Here is a 16,128-nt window from a genome sequence, read left to right on the forward strand (position 1 = left end):
GGCAGGCTATGCCAGTGCATCGTGCGACGCCGACCGGGCATTACGGGTGTAACGGACCGGGAAGGCCGCCGATAGTCACGGCCGTAGCGCGTCCGGAAGGGGGACCATCGTGGAATTGCGAACGTGTGCCAGAACCGCGGCCGCAGTGGCGCTGATCGGCTTGGCGTCGGCGTGCGGCGTGGCCGGAAATGTGGCGGTGCCGCGAACCACCACGCCATCGGCGACGACCACGACAACGACCACCACAACCACGGCGACGACCACGGTTTCGCTGGCGACCATCCCGGCTGATGTGGTGGGCAAGTCCGCGAAGGATGTGCAGACCGAGTTGAACAGCCTCGGTTTCTGGGATGTGGAGGTGTACGGGCCGGACGGCAGCCCGGTCGTGCTCACCGACGACTGGCACGTGGTGTCGGTCGACGGCGTCGGCACGAACGCCCCCACCACCTCGCGGGTCACCGTCCGGGTCGAGCCGAACCGGACGACAACCGTCGCCCCGCCGCCACCGCCGCAGACCACATACCAAGCCCCGCCGCCCGCGTACACGCCCCCGGCGCCGACCGAGGTCTACTACAAGAACTGCGCGGCCGCCCGAGCCGCCGGCGCCGCGCCGATCTACCGAGGTCAGCCCGGCTATCGGGCCGCGCTGGACCGGGACAACGACGGCATCGCGTGTGAATAAAAACACTATCGTTTCAGTGACAACTGAAGTCCATCTCCTGGTAACCCGGAGTTTCTTGTCCCAACGTGACCGGTGGGTAAGCCTGGGGCCGTGATCCAGCAATCCCCTGAGGTCCTGGCCCGGTTCCCCGAACTCCAGCACGACGAGATGGTGGTGGAGTACGAGGACGGCGACGAGCCGATCCTGCTGCGGGCCGACGGCTCGGTGGTCGACACCTGGCGCGAGAACTACCCGTACTCGGCCCGGATGACCCGTGACGACTACGACCTGGCCAAGCGGCTGCTCCAGATCGAGCTGCTGAAGATGCAGTACTGGATCAAGGACAGCGGCCGGCGCATGGTCATCGTCTGCGAGGGCCGGGACGCGGCCGGCAAGGGCGGCACCATCAAGCGCTTCACCGAGCACCTCAACCCGCGCGGGGCGAGGGTGGTGGCGTTGGACAAGCCGACCGACCGCGAGCAGGGCCAGTGGTACTTCCAGCGCTACGTCAACCACCTGCCCACGGCCGGTGAGATCGTGCTGTTCGACCGCTCCTGGTACAACCGGGCCGGTGTCGAGCGGGTGATGGGTTACTGCACCGGCGAGCAGTACGACCGCTTCCTGCACCAGGTGCCGACCTTCGAGAAGATGCTGGTCGACGACGGCGTGCTGCTGGTCAAGCTGTGGTTCTCGGTCTCCCAGGCCGAGCAGCGCACCCGCTTCCTGATCCGCCAGGTGGACCCGGTGCGGCAGTGGAAGCTCAGCCCCAACGACGTGGAGTCACTGGACCGCTGGGACGCCTACACGGCGGCGAAGGTGGCGATGTTCCGCGCCACCGACACCGACCACGCGCCGTGGACCGTGGTGAAGAGCAACGACAAGAAGCGAGCCCGGGTCGAGGCCATGCGCCACGTGCTGTCCCTGATCGACTACGAGGACAAGGACCACGAGATCATCGGCAAGCCGGACCCGAACGTGATCGGCGCGGCCTCCACGCTGCTGGAGACCGGCGAGGCCGACCACCGTTAGCCGAGGCTGCCGCGCAGGATCTTGACGGGCTGGGCCGGCGCGCCGTCCAGCGGGCCGCGGTCGCTGGGGATGATCCCGGCGGCCACGATCCGGTCCAGCACGTCCATGCCCCGCACGACCGTGCCCATCACCGAGTAGTTGGTCGGGATGTGGGCGAACGAGTGCACGATGAACCACTCGCTGCCGTTGGTGCCCGGCCCCTGGTTGCCCATGGCGATGGTGCCCCGCCCGTAGGTCTCGGTGCCGTCGGTCTCGTCGGGGAACTTGTAGCCGGGGCCGCCCTTCTCCACCTCGTAGATGTCGCCGCACTGGAGCACGCCCAGCCGCTCGCTGTTGGTCAGCCGCCAGCACTGGCTGTGGTCGTAGAACCGCTGCGCCACCAGGCTGACCAGGTTCTGCACCGCGCACGGGGCGGCACCGGCGCGGTTGAGCCGCACGGTCACCGGGCCGTAGTTGAACCGGAACGTCACGTCCACGGTTCCGACCGTCGGCGCGATCGGCAGCGGCCGCAGCACCGGGCGGGCGGCCGGGTTGTCCGGCGTCGGCGTGAACGTGCAGTGCTTGAGCGGCAACGAGGTCGCCGACGCGGCCGGCGCGGCCAGGGTGAACCCAGAGATCGCGCAGAGAACCAGCAGAACCACCCAGCGTGACTTCATGGCTGGCAAGCTATCCCATGTGACCTCAACTCGCGCCGTCGATGTGCCCGAATTCCCGGTGGCCCGGCCGGAGTCCTGCCCCTTCGACCCCGACGCGGCCTTCTCCCGGTTACGGACCGAGGAGCCGGTCTCGCCGGTGCGCTGCCCGGCCGGCATGGACGCGTGGCTGGTGAGCCGGTACGAGGACATCCGGACTGTGCTGGCCGATCCGCGACTGAGCTCGCGCTGCGCCAGCTCCCAGCACATGGTGCCCGGCTACGACTCCGGCCAGGACCCGGCGCCGGGCCAGATCATCCAGTTGGACGGCGAGGAGCACTCGCGGCTGCGGCGGCTGCTGATCGGCGAGTTCACGGTGCGGCGGATGGAGGCGCTGCGGCCCTACATCCAGCGCATCACCGATGAGCACATCGACGCCATGCTGGCGAAGTCGGGTGCCGACCTGGTGCCGGACTTCGCGTTGCCGATCCCGTCGCTGGTGATCTGCGAGATGCTGGGCGTGCCCTACGCCGACCGCGAGGCGTTCCAGCAGGACAGCGTGCTGCTGCTGGACACCGAGACCGACTGGGAGACCCGTGGCGCGGCCTGGCAGCGCACCTGTGACTACATCGGGGGTCTGGTCCAGCAGCGGCAGGTCGCGCCGGAGGACGACCTGCTGAGCCGGCTGATCGCCCGTGGCAACGAGACCGACCGGCCGCTGACCATGGCCGAGCTGGTCACGCTGGGCGGGACGCTGCTGATCGCCGGGCACGAGACCACCGCGAACATGATCGCGCTGGGCACGTTGGCGCTGCTGGAGAATCCCGCGCAGCTGGCCGCACTGCAAGCCGAGCCGGAGGCCGCTGTCGAGGAGCTGATGCGCTACCTGACGGTGATCCAGTTCGGGCTGCTCCGGCAGGCCACCGAGGACGTCACGGTCGGCGGGGCCGAGGTGAAGGCCGGGGAGTGGCTGGTCGCCGCCATCCAGTCCGGCAACCGGGACGGGGACGTGTACGCGGATCCGGACACCGTGGACCTCGGCCGGCAGGCCCGCACCCACCTGGGCTTCGGTTTCGGCGCGCACCAGTGCCTCGGGCAGCAGCTGGCGCGCATCGAGCTCCAGGTCGCGCTGACCACGTTGCTGCGCCGGCTGCCGGGGCTGCGGCCGACGGCGCCGTTGCCGTTGTCGGAGTTCAAGAGCTCGGCCATCATCTACGGCCTGCGGAGCCTGCCCGTCACGTGGTGAGCCCGGGGGGTGCCGGTCACGGGCCGGCACCCTCAGCCCGATCGAGCAGACTTTTCCCGGCCTCCGCTGATCGCTGGCAAGCTGGCCGACGTGACCCGAACTCGCCCTGCCTTCCCGGCTTCGAGGCCGGAGTCCTGCCCTTTCGACCCGGACGCCGTCTACACGCGGCTGCGGGCGGAGGAGCCCGTCACGTCGGTCAGCTGCCCGCTGGGCATCGACGCCTGGCTGGTCAGCCGGTACGCGGACATCCGCGCCATGCTCACCGATCCGCGGCTGAGCGCCCGCGCGGCCAGCTCCCAGCACATGTTGCCGGACTACGACCTGAGCAAGCCGGTGCTGCCGGGTTCGATCGTGCACCTGGACGGCGAGGAGCACTCGCGGCTGCGGCGGCTGCTGATCGGCGAGTTCACGGTCCGCCGGATGGAGGCGCTGCGGCCCTACATCCAGCAGATCGCCGACGAGCGCATCGACGCCATGCTCGGCGGGACCAGCGCCGAGCTGGTGCGGGACTTCGCGTTGACGATTCCGTCGCTGACCATCTGCGAACTGCTCGGCGTGCCCTACGCCGACCGCGAGGAGTTCGACCGCAACAGCCAACTCCTGATGACCCTGGAGGCGGACCGGCACGCCCGAAGCGCCGCTTTCCAGCGGATGTCGGGCTATCTGTGCGAACTGGTCGAGGACCGGCTGGACAAGGCCGAGTCCCGGGACGACCTGCTGAGCCGGCTGATCACCCGGGCCTACGAGTCCGGCGACCCGCTGAGCATGGACGAGCTGATCATGCTGACGGTGACGCTGCTGGTCGCCGGGCACGAGACGACCGCCAGCATGCTCGGCCTGAGTGTGCTGACACTGCTGGAGAATCCCGGGCAGGTGGCCGCGTTGCGGGCCGATCCCAACACGGCCGTCGAGGAGTTGCTGCGCTACCTCACGGTGATCCAGTTCGGGCTGCTGCGGGAAGCCCTGGAGGACGTGGTGGTCGCCGGCCAGGAGGTGAAGGCGGGGGAGTGGCTGATCGGGGCGATCTCGTCGGGCAACCGGGACGAGACCGTGTACACTGACCCGGACACCGTGGATCTCTCTCGGCCGCACCGTTCGCACCTGGCGTTCGGTTTCGGCGCGCACCAGTGCCTCGGGCAGCACCTGGCCCGCATCGAGTTGAAGGTCGCGCTGACCACGCTGTTCCGGCGCATCCCGTCGCTGCGACTGGCCCGGCCGCTGGGGGAAGCGGACTTCCGGCGCAACGACCTGGTGTACGGGGTGTGGAGCCTGCCGGTCGAGTGGTGACCGGCAGGCCGGTCGCTCAGCGGCGGTTGTGGTACTTGCGGGCCGCGAACTCGTAGGCGTCCGCGATCAGCTTGAGCACGGTGTCGGCGGTGCGCTCGCCCGGGTTGACCACACACACCCAGTGCTGGCCGGCGTATTCGGGGTGCGGCAGCAACAAGTCCCTCGGGGTGTGGTCGTCCACAGTGGACTGACCGATCAGCTCGGCGTAGCCGGCCTTGGTCAGGCCGATGTTGATCCGGTACGCGCCGTCGCGGTCGAGCCGGGACGCCGTGTCGTAGTGGTCACCGGTGACGATCGTGACGAACGGGAGCTGCCGCAGTGGCGGCAGGTCGCCGTCCGGGTCGTAAAGGAAGAAGAGGTCGCCCGCGTTCTCCGCGACGCACACCCCGGTGAAGGCGTCCGTGATGTGCCTGGTCAGTTCGTCGACATCCACCCTTCAAGTGTGTCATTGAACCGCAATGTGAGACTTTTCCCGGCAGAGTCCGGCTCTGGGGCCAAAACCCTCAAGTCACCAGATGCCGGGGATGAGCCGGCTGGTCTCGCGCATGTAGACGGCGTAGTCCTCGCCGAGACCGTCCAGCAGGACCCGCTCCTCGATGCGGATCCGATTGAGCACGCCGGCGATCACCAGCACCTCGAACACCACCGCCGACAGCCAGTTGCCGTACAGCAGCGCCACGCCGAGCACTGCCACCAGCAGTCCGGTGTACGAGGGGTGCCGCAGCACCCGGTACGGGCCCGACCGCACCACGTGGTGGTCCTCCTGGATGTGCACCACCGCCCGGAAGTAGCGGCCGAGCATGGCGATCGACCACAGCCGGAACCCGGCGCCCAACACGACCAGCAGCGCGATGGCGACCAGCCAGCCCGTGCTCCGCGACGGGTAGTCCAGCGCCGGCAGCGTCCGCCGGATCAGCGTCGCCAGCACGACCGCCAGCGCCACCGTGACCACGATGCCGCCGTAGCTGCCCCATTCGCGAGTCTTGGTGGGCCCGCTGCGCAGCAACTGCGTCAGTTGCAGCCCGACCTCACCCAGCGCCCACAGCGCGATGACGACCCACACCACAACCATCATTACCCCACGGTAGGCCCTTACGATGGCGTCCGTGCGGCATTCGGTGACAGCGGAGGACGTCGAGTCCCGGCCGACCGCGGTGGTCACGGCCACCACGACCTGGCCGGAGTACCCGACGCTGTGGAAGCGGCTGCTGGATGAGGTGTGGGCCTGCCTGCGGGCCGGCGGCGTCACCCGCGGCTGCCGCAACGTCATGCTGTACCTGGACGACACGCCCCGGGTGGAGGTCGGCGTCGAGCTGCTGGTGCCCTGTGCGCTGACCGGCCCGGTTGTCGCCTCGACGCTGCCGGCGGGCCGGGTCGCCAAGACTGTCCACTATGGATCGTACGCGGAGCTGGGTTCCGCGCACGATGCCGTGATCGCCTGGTGCGCCGAACAAGGCTTGGTGCGGACCGGAGTCCGGTGGGAGGTCTACGGCCCGCACCACGACGACCCGGCCCAGGTGTGGACTGAGGTCTACTGGCAGGTTCAGAGGTAGAGGTACTGGGCCGGCGGGATCGTCGTGCTGTGGGCCCAGGACTGGAAGAAGTCGGTCAGGTCTTTTCCGGACAGCTGGGCCGACAGGTGTTCGAAGTCGGGCCAGGAGGCGTTGCCGTAGCGGTGCTGGCTGGTCCAGGTCTGCAGGATGTGGAAGAACATGCTGTCGCCGACGGCGATCCGCAGTGCCTGCAACATCAGCGGGCCCTTGTTGTACAGGGCCGGGGACAGCGGCTGGTCGGCGCCGGGGTCGTAGAGCTTGCCCTGCCAGAAATCCGGTTTGTCCTGGTTGGACTGGACGATCTCCCGGTAGCTCCTGGTCAGGTCGGCCCCGTTCTTGTACTCGTCCCACAGCTGGCCGGCGTACTGGGCGAAGCACTCGGCGATGCAGCCGTCCCGCCAGTCGGCGAACGACACGCTGTCGCCGAACCACTGGTGGGCCAGTTCGTGCACGGCCGAGGCGTCGAAGAACGCGCCGTCGTAGGTGGGCCGGGTCTGCGTCTCCAGGGCGAGGCTGCCGCTGGCCTGCGCGGCCGACACCACGATGGAGCCGGTCGAATCGAACGGGTAGGGCCCGAACTTCGAGGACAGGAACTGGATGATCTCCGGCAGCAGCGCCTCGGAGTCGGGCAGGTAGGTGGTGTCGGTGCCGTAGGCGTTGATGATCGGCTTGCCGTCGGGCAGCGTCGAGGTGCGCACGGTGAACTTGTCGACGGCCATCGTGGTCGCGTAGGAAACGACCGGATGGTCCTCGTTCCACCGGAATGTCGTGCTGCCGCCGCTGGTGGTGGTCGGCCCGGGCAGGCCGTTGCCGATCACCGTCCAGCCGGTCGGCACCGTCGCGGTGAGGTGGAAGGTGGCCTTGTCCGAGGGCGTGTCGTTGACCGGATACCAGGCCGTGGCCGAATGCGGCTCGCCGATGACCGAGACCCCGCCGCCGCGCAGCGGCTGCCAGCTGTCGCCGACCGGCTTGCCGGAGTACACCACCCGCACCTTGAACGGCTGGCCCTTGACCAGCGGGATCGCCGGCGTGACAACGAGTTCGTGCTCGCCGGCCCGGGAGGACGTCGCCTTGAGGCCGTTCACCGTCACCGAACCGATGTCGAACCCCTGCAGATCAAGGTCGAACCGGCTCAGGGTCTGGGTCGCCACCGCGGTCACGGTGGTGTCGCCGCTGAGGAAGTCGGGCTTGGCCGGGTCGTAGGTGACGTGCACGTCGTAGTCGCTGACGCGGTAGCCGCCGTTGCCGTCCTGCGGGTAGTAGGGGTCGCCGACGCCGTCGGCGCCGGGCGAGGCCAGCAGACCGGCCGTGGCGGCGAGCGCGGAGAAGGTCTTCCACATTGGACCGAAGCTAGCCGTCACGGCGCGCTCACTTGTTGTGATCCTGTGGTCCTGGTGTGAGCCCGAGCGCAGTATTTGACATGAAGTCAAGTCAGCCCGTCGGTCTGATCCCGTGCTGTGAAGGGCCTTTCCTGACGTTGAACGTCAGGAAAGGCCCTTCCTGACATCAGGGATCAGTTCGAGGCGATCTGGTGGCCGTCCGGGAAGTCGGTGGAGCGCGACAGCTTCTCCCACTCGCGCAGGTCCTGCTCGACTGCCGAGCGGCCGGCCGCGACCAGGCGCAGCGCGTCCGAGCCGAGCACGAGATGCACCGGCGGGTGGTCGGCCCCGACAACCGCCAGGACGGCCTCGGCCGCCTTGGCCGGGTTGCCCAACTGGTTGCCGCTGGCCGCCTGCCGCGCCGCTCGGACCGGCTCGAACAGCTTGTCGTAGTCCGGAATGGAGCGTGGCGTGCGGACCATCGAACGGCCGGCCCAGTCGGTGCGGAACGAGCCAGGTTCGATGATCGTCACGTGTACGCCGAAGTCCGCGACCTCCTTGGCGACGGTCTCCAGAATGCCTTCCACCGCGTACTTGCTGCCGTGGTAGTAGGCCAGTCCGGGCACGGTCATCAACCCACCCATGGAGCTGACCGCGAACACGTGCCCGGCGCGGCGTTCGCGCATGAACGGCAGCACCGCCTGCACGGTCGCGGCCACCCCGAACACGTTGACGGCGAACTGGGACCGCAGCTCGGAAAGCGGTGATTCCTCGAACACGCCTTCGTGTCCGTAGCCGGCGTTCGCGATGAGCACGTCGATCGGGCCGACACCGGCCTCGATCTCGCCCACGACGGAGAACACCGCTTCGTCGTCGGTGACATCCAGCTGCCGTGCGTGTGCACGGCCCGGTGCGAGCGCTTCGAACGCCGCGAGGTCGTCGGGTCGGCGAACCGTGCCGACAACGGTGTGCCCGGCGTCGAGGGCCCCTTGGGCGAACGCCCGGCCGAGGCCGCCGCTGACACCGGTGATCAGGAAGAGCACGACTGTCCTCCAGGTAGGACGCGGCACCAGACCTCGACCATCGTCTCGGCCATGCGGTCCAGGCCGCCGGATTGTGTTGACGCGTGGTAGAAGTTGCGTTCGGTCATCCAGCACAGGGCGGCCGCGAGCGCCGCCGCGCCGGTCGGACCGTCGTCGTCGGGCAGCCCGGCCCCGACCAGAACCCGGGCCATGACTTCGGTGTTGTTGGCGATGGTGTCCTGCCACAGTTGGGCGATCGCCGGCACCTCGGGGCCGAACTCGACGGCCGCCCGCATCACGGTTCCGTGCTCACGCCACGTGCGGGCCGTGTTCTCCACCGCCCGCCGCACGATGTCGCGCGCCGGACCTTCGGACTCGTCGGGCGGGTCCTCCATGTGCAGTTGGGCGACGGTGCGCGCGACCAGCGCCGTGAGCACTTCCTGCTTCGACCCGAAGTAGAAGTACAGCGAGCCGCGCAGGATGCCGGCGCCCTTGGCGATCGACTCGACCGTCATCGGCTCGGTGCGCTCCCGTTCCAACAGCACCTCGGCGGCGTCCAGGATCGCCTGGACCCGCTGGTCGCCCTTGCTCGGTGCGTCACGCCGCTTCGCTGCCACCACCCCACTATGACACGGCGCAGAGAAAAATCTGCACAGTGTCGAGAATTTTCTGCGTGACGTAGAACGCGGTGCGTGTGGAGGGCCGTCGACCAGGCGCGACTGTGTCGAGGCCGTGGGCGAGCCAGTCCATGGTCATCTCGTTGACCGCGCCCAGACAGCCGCGCATGGCGATCCGCAGCCAGCGCTGGTTGGTGTCCTCACCGGGACGTCGGTCGTGCAGGGCCTCGATCTCGGCCTGCATCTGGCGCAGCACTTCCAGGTAGAGGCCGCGCGGCGCTGGCCCCGCACCGGCGTGGACGAGCTGGTCCGAGGATGCCGACACTCGCCGGAACGGCCGGGAACCGGCAGACTTTCACCCATGCACTCCGCCGGCCTTGTGCTACACCCCCAGCGTGACTCGATGGCCGCCGTCCAGGCCGTGCTCGGCTGGGCGGCCAAGCGGGACATCGAGATCCTCGGCATCGCCGGCGAGGTCAGCCGGCTGGACTGCGCCGCCGTCCCGGTCACCGCCGACGAGTTGGGCCGCCGGGCCGACCTGGTGGTCAGCCTCGGCGGCGACGGGACGATGCTGCGGGCGATGCGCATCGCCGACGGGCAGCGGGCCCCGGTGCTCGGCGTCAACCTGGGCAAGCTCGGCTTCCTGGCCGAGGTCGACGTGCCCGACCTGCCCGACGCCCTGACCGCCATCGACGACCACGAGTTCACCATCGAGCCGCGACTGGCCGTCGACGCGATGCTCGGCGACCGGACCGTGACGGCGTTCAACGACGTCGCCGTGGTGCGGGTGCCTGGCGACGGCAGCGCCGTGGTGGCTGTCCGGGTCGCCGGGCACCGGTTCGTCAGCTACGCCGCCGACGCCGTGATCGTCGCGACGCCGACCGGCTCCACCGCGTACAGCTTCTCCGCCGGCGGTCCCATCACCAGTCCTTCAGTGGAGGCGTTGCTGGTCACGCCGGCCGCTCCGCACTCCTCGTGGAGCCGGGGCGTCGTGTTGTCCGTGCACGACACGGTGGAGCTGGAGATGCTGCCCACCAGCGGGCGGCTGGCCGTCGAGGTGGACGGCGAGGTCGCCGGCTACGTGGGCCCAGGGGACCGGATCGAGCTGCTGGCCCGGCCCGGCGCCGCCCGGGTCGTCCGGCTCGGCCGCACCACCTTCTACCAGCGGGCCCGCCGCAAGCTGCGGCTCACCGACTCGGCCGAGATCCCCGACACCATCGGGATCTAAAGGCGCTTGCCGACGAACACCACGTCCTTGGCCACCCCGTCCAGCTCGGCCACGGCCGGCAGCCGGCCCCACTCCTCGAACCCGTAGGAGCGGAACAGCCGCAGGCTCGGCTCGTTGCTGGCGAAGATCGTGGTGGCGATGGTCCGTGCCCCCAACTTCGGGGCGTGCGCGACGGCCTCGCCCAGCAGGTAGCGGCCCTGCCCGCGGCCGTGGTGCCCGGGGTGCAGGTAGATCGCCAGGTCGACGGTGACGTCGTAGCCGGGGCGGCCGTTGAGGAACGGCTCGAACGACAGGTAGCCGGTGACCGTGTCGGGCTCGTCGTCGGTGTGCGCGACCCAGATCGGGTGCTGGGCCTGGTCCAGCCACGCCCGCCGGGACTCGACGGTGATCGGGTCCAGGTCGCAGGTGCTGGTCCGGGCGGCCACCGCCGCGTTGTAGATGTCCACGATCGCCGGCAGATCGGCCGGCGTGGCCGGCCGGTGCTGATACCCCATGGAGATCATTCTGCCCGGAGCAGCTGGTTTGCGAGGAGGTTTGCGGTAATGGTCAGCGTCGTGATGTCCATGCCGGCGCGGCCCATGTAGGTGATGCCCTGCTGGGCGGTGAGCAGGGCTCGGGCCGTCTCCAGCGGATCGGCGTCGGCCGGGAGGTCGCCCTCCTGCTGGGCCCGCAGCACGCACTCGGCGATCACCGCCGCCGCGCCGTCGTAGGTGCGGCCGGCCTCGGCCACCACGTCGGGATCGGCGGCGGCCAGCTCGCCGGTGCTGTTGCCCATGAAGCAGCCGAGCCGGGCGACCGCCCCGGTGGTGTCGCCGACCGACGCCGTGAACAGGCTGCGCAGGCCGTCGATCGCCCGCGGCGCCGAGGCGAGGGCCTTGCGCAGCGCGGCGTCGTTGGCGTCGTTGTAGCCGCGCAGCACCTTGAGGAAGAGCTGGTGCTTGTCGCCGAAGGCGGCGTACAGGCTGCCCTTGCCCAGGCCGCTGACCCGCATCAGGTCCTCCAACGAGGTCGCCGCGTAGCCGGCGCGCCAGAACTGCTCGCGCACGGCGAGCAGCACCTTCTCCTCGTCGAACTGCCGGGGCCGGGCCATGGTGCCAGGCTAGCAATTCTTGACCGTTCGGTCCACCATGCCTATTGTGGACCGTACGGTCAATAACTGGCCGTTCGAGAGGAGCGCTCATGTCTTCCCCCCTTGCCGGCAAGGTCGCCCTGGTCACCGGCGGCTCCCGCGGCCTCGGCGCGGCCACCGTGCGCGCCCTGGCCGAGGCCGGCGCGCAGGTCGCGTTCACCTACGTCGCCTCGGCCGAGCGGGCCAACGCCCTGGCCGAGGAGACCAACACCGTCGCGCTGCAACACGACCAGGCCGACACGTCGCTCGCGCCGGGCCTGATCAAGGAGGTCGTCGCCCGTCTGGGCGGGCTGGACATCCTGGTCAACAACGCCGCCATCGGCGACGGCTCGGGCCGCACCATCGACGACCCTGAGGCCGACACCGAAGGCCTCGACCGTCAGCACGCCACCAACTACCTTGGCCCGATCGCCCTGATCCGGGCGGCTTCACGGGTGATGCGCGACGGCGGGCGGATCATCAACATCGGCTCCGGCATCGGCAGCCGCGTCGGCGCGCCCGGCTTCGCCGACTATGCCGCCACCAAGGCCGGGCTCACCGGCTACACCAAGGGCGCGGCCCGCGACCTCGCGCCGCGCGGCATCACCGTGAACCTGGTGCAGGCCGGGCTGATGGACACCAGCTTCACGCCGCCCGACCCGAAGACGTTGGAGGTGATGCTGTCCAACCTGGCCATCCAGCGGGTCAGCGATCCGGCCGAGACGGCCACCGTGATCACCTTCCTGGCCGGCCCCGGCTCGGGCTACATCACCGGCGCGGTGCTCGACGTCAACGGGGGCTACACCGCCTGAGCTACCTTGGTGTGCGTGTATGTGCACCAGTGGGGTGAGGGTCCGGAAGTCGTGCTCGTGCACGGTGCGGTCCTGGGTGGACGCGAGTGTTGGCGGGCGCAGCGGCCGTTGACGCAGCGGTGGACGCTGCTGGCGGTCGATCGTCCCGGCCACGGGCGGACACCCGCCGCGCGGCAGGACTTCGAGACCGAGTCGGTGCAGTTGGCCGACCAGTTGCTGGACCGTCCGGTGCACCTTGTCGGCTACTCCTACGGCGGCCTCGTCGCCATGTACGCCGCCGTCCGCCGGCCGGAGAACGTTCGGTCCCTGACGGTCGTCGAACCGCCCGCGACCGCGCTGGTCAAGGGAAATCCCGTTGTCGACGAATGGGCGGCGCGCATTCGCGGGCTGACGTCGGCCGACGGTCCACTTGAGACGGTGCTTAGGGAATTCCTTGATGTGGTGGGCGCTCCCGTCGATGTGACTGATCTGGTGCATCCCACGTTGTTGCAGGGGACCGGTCAGCTCATCGGCGCGCGTCCGCCGGACGAAGCCGTGCCGGATCTGGCTGCCCTGCGGGGAATTCCCCTGCTCGCCGTCTCCGGTGGACACAAGGAGCCGTACGAACTGATCTGTGACGCCATCGCCGAGGCGACCGGGGCGCAGCGCGCGGTGTGCCCCGGCGCCGGCCATCTGGTGCCCGACACCGGGGAGCCGTTCAACCGTGTGCTGGAGGACTTCCTGACCCGGTGAGACCGCTGGCGTCGACGACCAGCATGTGCCGGGCCCCGCGCTGGAACCGGTACGGCACCTCCCGGATCTCGCTGGCCGGCAGGGCGGACCGCAGCCGGTCGAGGAATTCGACCGGCTCGGCCGTGCCCTGCAAGACAAGGGGGAAGATCCGCACCTCACGCCGGGCCACCCGGACCAGCTCCTCGATGGCCCTTCGGTGCCAGTGCTCGTCGAGCCGGTTCGCCCACGTGAACAGCAAATGGGAACACAGCGCCAGATCCACGCTCTTCGCCGCCAGCGGCAGGTCCGGCAGCGCCGCCGCCACGTAGCGGCGCGGCCGCGCGCGGAGGTCGGTCAGGAACGCCTCCGCCGCGGCCATGCGGATCGCCCCGCGCTGCTCGATGCTGCCGTACCAGCTCCACTCGAAGCGGTCCTGGTTGTCCAGAATCATCTGGTCCCCGTCGTGCAGGCCGGCGCGCACCAGCCGGTCCATCTCGGCAATTCCCATGGCATAGGCCGGATCCATCGCCAGCGCGCCGGCCGTCTCGGCCGCGAAGCTCGCCCCGCCGGCGCAGCAGTCCAGGGTCGCCCCGGCCAGATGCGCGGGGGAGAGGTCGAACATCGCGCGATACTCCGCCGCCGAGCGAGACGTCACCAGCACACGGTCATCCGTAGCAGACGCGCACCGCGAAGTCGATCCATTCCGGGTTTTCCCAGCCGGCCCACCGGTTCCGGGCCTGGGTCGAGATCGCTTCGGCGGCGGCCGCGACATCCGTGCCGGCGGTCTTGTGGTGCAACGCCTCGGCCTGCACGAACTCCAGGTACGTCCGGATGTCGCGCAGCAGCGACACGTCGGTGACCTCGCCATGGCCCGGCACCACTACGGCCGGGGCCAGGGCGATCAGGCGGTCCATCACCGCGATCCAGCCGGCGATGTCGACATCGGCGTCGTGCGGCGGGAAATGCGGCGCGATCGGGAACATGCGGGTCTCCGCCATGTCGCCGGTGAACAGCACCCGGTCGTCGACCAGCACGGTCTGGTCGCCGACCGTGTGTGCCGGCCCTTGCGCGGTCAGCCGCACCAGCCGGCCGCCGAGGTCGATCTCCGCCTCGCCGTCGTACACCATGTCCGGTTCGACCAGTTCGACGCCGTCGAGTTCAGCGGCGATGCGCGGGCCCAGGCCCTTGAACATCTCGATGTAGCCGGTTCCCTTGCGGCGCAACTCGTCTCGCTGCGCCCGGTTGTAGACGATGGTCGCAGCGCCGCGGAAGGCCTGCGCCCCGAAGCCGTGCTCCGGGTGGAAGTGTGTCGTGGTCAGGAACAGCGGGCGGTTCCCGGCGAGTTCTCGGGCCTTCGCGAGCACGTACTCCCCGTTGCGCCGACCCATGCCGGTCTCCACCACCAGCGCCGCCCGGTCGCCGAGCACGATGCCCACGTTCGGCACCAGCGGCACCCGGTTGTCGGCGATCACGTGCACGCCGTCGGCCACCTCCACCGGCTCGCCCCGCACCAGCGGCTTGTCCGTGATCTCCGGCAGCGTGCTCATGGCCGTACTCCAATCTGATCGGTGTTCAGATACCGTAGCACTGGATCTGAGCAGTGTTAAGATTGCTCGTGCCCTACCACCACGGCGACCTTCGCGCCGCTCTGCTGGACGCCGCCGAGGACCTGGTCCGCGAGCGCGGCGCCGACGGCTGGTCGCTGCGGGAGGCCTGCACCCGGATCGGCGTCAGTCCCAGCGCCGCCTACCACCACTTCGCCTCCCGGGACGTGCTCGTCCGGGCGCTGTCCCAACGCGTGCTGGCCCGTCTCGGCACCCTCAGCGCCGCCGTCCCCGGCACCGACCCACGGCAACGGGTCATCGCCATCGCCCAGACCTACGTCCGCTGGGCCATCTCCGACCCCGCCGTCTCGCGGCTGGCTTTCTCCGCCGGCGAGCCCGACGCCCCCATCTCGCCCCATCCCCATGACGTGCTCGCGGCCGAGCTCGACCGCCTTTCCCTGCCCTCGGCCGACTTCCTGGTCTGGGCGGCCATGCACGGTTTGGCGATGCTCCTCGCCGACGGCCTCATGCGCTTCGACGACGACGCCGCCGTCGACGGCGAAACCGCCCGGCTCATCGGCGCCCTCCTCGACGGCCTGCCGGCCCAGCTCGGACCCCACCCCCGAGCCCGCTCCGCGCACACCGACCGGCGCGGTTCGGCGGACGAGCACGGCGGAGTGGAAGATTTGGGGTCGGCGGGTTCGAGGTGAGGAGATGATCATGGCCGGTGACACGGTGCGGGCCGGGCGGGCCCAGGCGACCAGGGACGCCATCCTGACGGCGGCGGAGCGGCTGTTCGCCGAGCACGGCGTGATCACCGTGTCCAACCGGCAGATCAGTGAGGCCGCCGGGCAGGGCAACAACACCGCCGTCGGCTACCACTTCGGCACCAAGGCCGACCTGGTGCGGGCCATCGTGCGCCGGCACACCGACGAGTTGGAGCGGCTGCGCGACCGCATGGTCGCCGACGCCGGCGATTCCACCGACCTGCGGGTCTGGGTCGCCTGCCTGGTCCGCCCGGCCACCGAGCACCTGGCCGAGCTGGGCAGTCCGACCTGGTTCGCCCGGTGCGCGGCCCAGATGATGGCCGACCCCGAGCTGCGGTCGGTCATCATCGAGGAGGCGCTGAGCACGCCGGGCCTGCGGGCCGTGCTGGACGGCATCAACCGGTGCGTGCCCGACCTGCCGGCCCCGATCCGCGCCGAACGCGACGAGATGGCGCGGCACCTGATCGTGCAGATGACGGCGGAGCGGGAACGCGCCCTCGCCGAGAACCGGCCGACTCCCCGGGCCAGCTGGCGAGACGCCGCGAGCGGGCTGATCGACGCCATCGTGGCGATATTGAAGACGAAACCGTGA

The 16,128-nt window shown here is 69.9% G+C and carries 21 protein-coding genes; 10 read left to right on the top strand and 11 right to left on the bottom strand.

Translation table 11 applies throughout. From position 1 onward, the window contains the following. Window positions 1–109: 109 nt before the first annotated feature. Both JJ691_RS53265 and ppk2 read left to right on the top strand, forming a co-directional pair. Entirely contained in the window at window positions 110–682 is a 573-nt protein-coding gene (locus JJ691_RS53265; RefSeq protein ID WP_442912717.1) for an excalibur calcium-binding domain-containing protein, read from the top strand. Between the two features lie 147 nt (window positions 683–829). After that, window positions 830–1,690 (top strand): polyphosphate kinase 2, encoded by an 861-nt coding sequence (gene ppk2, locus JJ691_RS06410; RefSeq protein WP_211771314.1) that lies wholly within the window; start codon window positions 830–832, stop codon window positions 1,688–1,690. Here ppk2 and JJ691_RS06415 read toward each other — a convergent pair. Further along, on the bottom strand, window positions 1,687–2,346 hold the full coding sequence (locus JJ691_RS06415; RefSeq protein ID WP_211767864.1) for a peptidylprolyl isomerase: 660 nt from the start codon (window positions 2,344–2,346) through the stop codon (window positions 1,687–1,689). The two genes, ppk2 and JJ691_RS06415, sit on opposite strands and share 4 nt — an antisense overlap. A 19-nt stretch (window positions 2,347–2,365) precedes the next feature. On the opposite strand from JJ691_RS06415, the gene JJ691_RS06420 reads away from it, so the two are divergent. Next, a complete protein-coding gene (locus JJ691_RS06420; protein ID WP_249227727.1) occupies window positions 2,366–3,568 on the top strand; it encodes a cytochrome P450 in 1,203 nt (400 codons plus the stop codon). Between the two features lie 90 nt (window positions 3,569–3,658). Continuing rightward, entirely contained in the window at window positions 3,659–4,855 is a 1,197-nt protein-coding gene (locus JJ691_RS06425; RefSeq protein ID WP_211767866.1) for a cytochrome P450, read from the top strand. A 16-nt stretch (window positions 4,856–4,871) separates the two neighbouring features. Here JJ691_RS06425 and JJ691_RS06430 read toward each other — a convergent pair whose 3' ends face one another. Together JJ691_RS06430 and JJ691_RS06435 are read right to left on the bottom strand one after the other, a co-directional pair. Next, a complete protein-coding gene (locus tag JJ691_RS06430; protein ID WP_211767867.1) occupies window positions 4,872–5,288 on the bottom strand; it encodes a DUF6194 family protein in 417 nt (138 codons plus the stop codon). Between the two features lie 75 nt (window positions 5,289–5,363). Next, complete coding sequence (locus tag JJ691_RS06435; protein ID WP_211767868.1) at window positions 5,364–5,930, bottom strand: methyltransferase family protein; 567 nt, start codon at window positions 5,928–5,930, stop codon at window positions 5,364–5,366. A gap of 31 nt (window positions 5,931–5,961) precedes the next feature. On the opposite strand from JJ691_RS06435, the gene JJ691_RS06440 reads away from it, so the two are divergent. After that, on the top strand, window positions 5,962–6,408 hold the full coding sequence (locus JJ691_RS06440; RefSeq protein WP_249227728.1) for a GyrI-like domain-containing protein: 447 nt from the start codon (window positions 5,962–5,964) through the stop codon (window positions 6,406–6,408). Here JJ691_RS06440 and JJ691_RS06445 read toward each other — a convergent pair. The 4 genes from JJ691_RS06445 to JJ691_RS06460 form a co-directional block, all read right to left on the bottom strand. Continuing rightward, complete coding sequence (locus JJ691_RS06445; protein ID WP_249227729.1) at window positions 6,399–7,748, bottom strand: M1 family metallopeptidase; 1,350 nt, start codon at window positions 7,746–7,748, stop codon at window positions 6,399–6,401. The two genes, JJ691_RS06440 and JJ691_RS06445, sit on opposite strands and share 10 nt — an antisense overlap. A gap of 173 nt (window positions 7,749–7,921) precedes the next feature. Further along, the gene (locus JJ691_RS06450) at window positions 7,922–8,770 is read right to left on the bottom strand and encodes an oxidoreductase (protein ID WP_211767870.1); all 849 of its coding nucleotides are present in this window, start codon (window positions 8,768–8,770) and stop codon (window positions 7,922–7,924) included. Further along, entirely contained in the window at window positions 8,758–9,366 is a 609-nt protein-coding gene (locus JJ691_RS06455) for a TetR/AcrR family transcriptional regulator (RefSeq protein WP_211767871.1), read from the bottom strand. Before JJ691_RS06455 ends, JJ691_RS06450 begins: the two co-directional genes overlap by 13 nt. 7 nt (window positions 9,367–9,373) lie before the next feature. Continuing rightward, a complete protein-coding gene (locus JJ691_RS06460; RefSeq protein WP_211767872.1) occupies window positions 9,374–9,691 on the bottom strand; it encodes a hypothetical protein in 318 nt (105 codons plus the stop codon). Between the two features lie 78 nt (window positions 9,692–9,769). Between JJ691_RS06460 and JJ691_RS06465 the strand changes: the two genes are divergently transcribed. Beyond that, entirely contained in the window at window positions 9,770–10,594 is an 825-nt protein-coding gene (locus JJ691_RS06465) for an NAD(+)/NADH kinase (RefSeq protein WP_249227730.1), read from the top strand. Here JJ691_RS06465 and JJ691_RS06470 read toward each other — a convergent pair. Further along, a complete protein-coding gene (locus tag JJ691_RS06470) occupies window positions 10,591–11,088 on the bottom strand; it encodes a GNAT family N-acetyltransferase (RefSeq protein ID WP_211767874.1) in 498 nt (165 codons plus the stop codon). The two genes, JJ691_RS06465 and JJ691_RS06470, sit on opposite strands and share 4 nt — an antisense overlap. Before the next feature lie 5 nt (window positions 11,089–11,093). Beyond that, window positions 11,094–11,684 (bottom strand): TetR/AcrR family transcriptional regulator, encoded by a 591-nt coding sequence (locus JJ691_RS06475; RefSeq protein WP_211767875.1) that lies wholly within the window; start codon window positions 11,682–11,684, stop codon window positions 11,094–11,096. 89 nt (window positions 11,685–11,773) lie between these two features. On the opposite strand from JJ691_RS06475, the gene JJ691_RS06480 reads away from it, so the two are divergent. Further along, on the top strand, window positions 11,774–12,514 hold the full coding sequence (locus tag JJ691_RS06480) for an SDR family NAD(P)-dependent oxidoreductase (protein WP_211767876.1): 741 nt from the start codon (window positions 11,774–11,776) through the stop codon (window positions 12,512–12,514). A 15-nt stretch (window positions 12,515–12,529) separates the two neighbouring features. Next, window positions 12,530–13,246 (top strand): alpha/beta fold hydrolase, encoded by a 717-nt coding sequence (locus JJ691_RS06485; RefSeq protein WP_249227731.1) that lies wholly within the window; start codon window positions 12,530–12,532, stop codon window positions 13,244–13,246. Here JJ691_RS06485 and JJ691_RS06490 read toward each other — a convergent pair. Together JJ691_RS06490 and JJ691_RS06495 are read right to left on the bottom strand one after the other, a co-directional pair. Further along, window positions 13,212–13,880 carry a hypothetical protein gene (locus JJ691_RS06490; protein WP_211767877.1) on the bottom strand — a complete coding sequence of 223 codons (669 nt, stop codon included), beginning with the start codon at window positions 13,878–13,880 and terminating at the stop codon, window positions 13,212–13,214. The two genes, JJ691_RS06485 and JJ691_RS06490, sit on opposite strands and share 35 nt — an antisense overlap. 10 nt (window positions 13,881–13,890) lie before the next feature. After that, window positions 13,891–14,772 carry an MBL fold metallo-hydrolase gene (locus tag JJ691_RS06495; protein WP_249227732.1) on the bottom strand — a complete coding sequence of 294 codons (882 nt, stop codon included), beginning with the start codon at window positions 14,770–14,772 and terminating at the stop codon, window positions 13,891–13,893. A 68-nt stretch (window positions 14,773–14,840) separates the two neighbouring features. Here JJ691_RS06495 and JJ691_RS06500 point away from each other — a divergent pair, with 68 nt between their 5' ends. Then, on the top strand, window positions 14,841–15,479 hold the full coding sequence (locus JJ691_RS06500; protein WP_249227733.1) for a TetR/AcrR family transcriptional regulator: 639 nt from the start codon (window positions 14,841–14,843) through the stop codon (window positions 15,477–15,479). A 10-nt stretch (window positions 15,480–15,489) separates the two neighbouring features. Beyond that, the gene (locus JJ691_RS06505) at window positions 15,490–16,128 is read left to right on the top strand and encodes a TetR/AcrR family transcriptional regulator (RefSeq protein ID WP_211767879.1); all 639 of its coding nucleotides are present in this window, start codon (window positions 15,490–15,492) and stop codon (window positions 16,126–16,128) included.

This window comes from Kutzneria sp. CA-103260 (genome assembly GCF_018263855.1).
In the GTDB taxonomy this organism is placed as follows: domain Bacteria; phylum Actinomycetota; class Actinomycetes; order Mycobacteriales; family Pseudonocardiaceae; genus Kutzneria.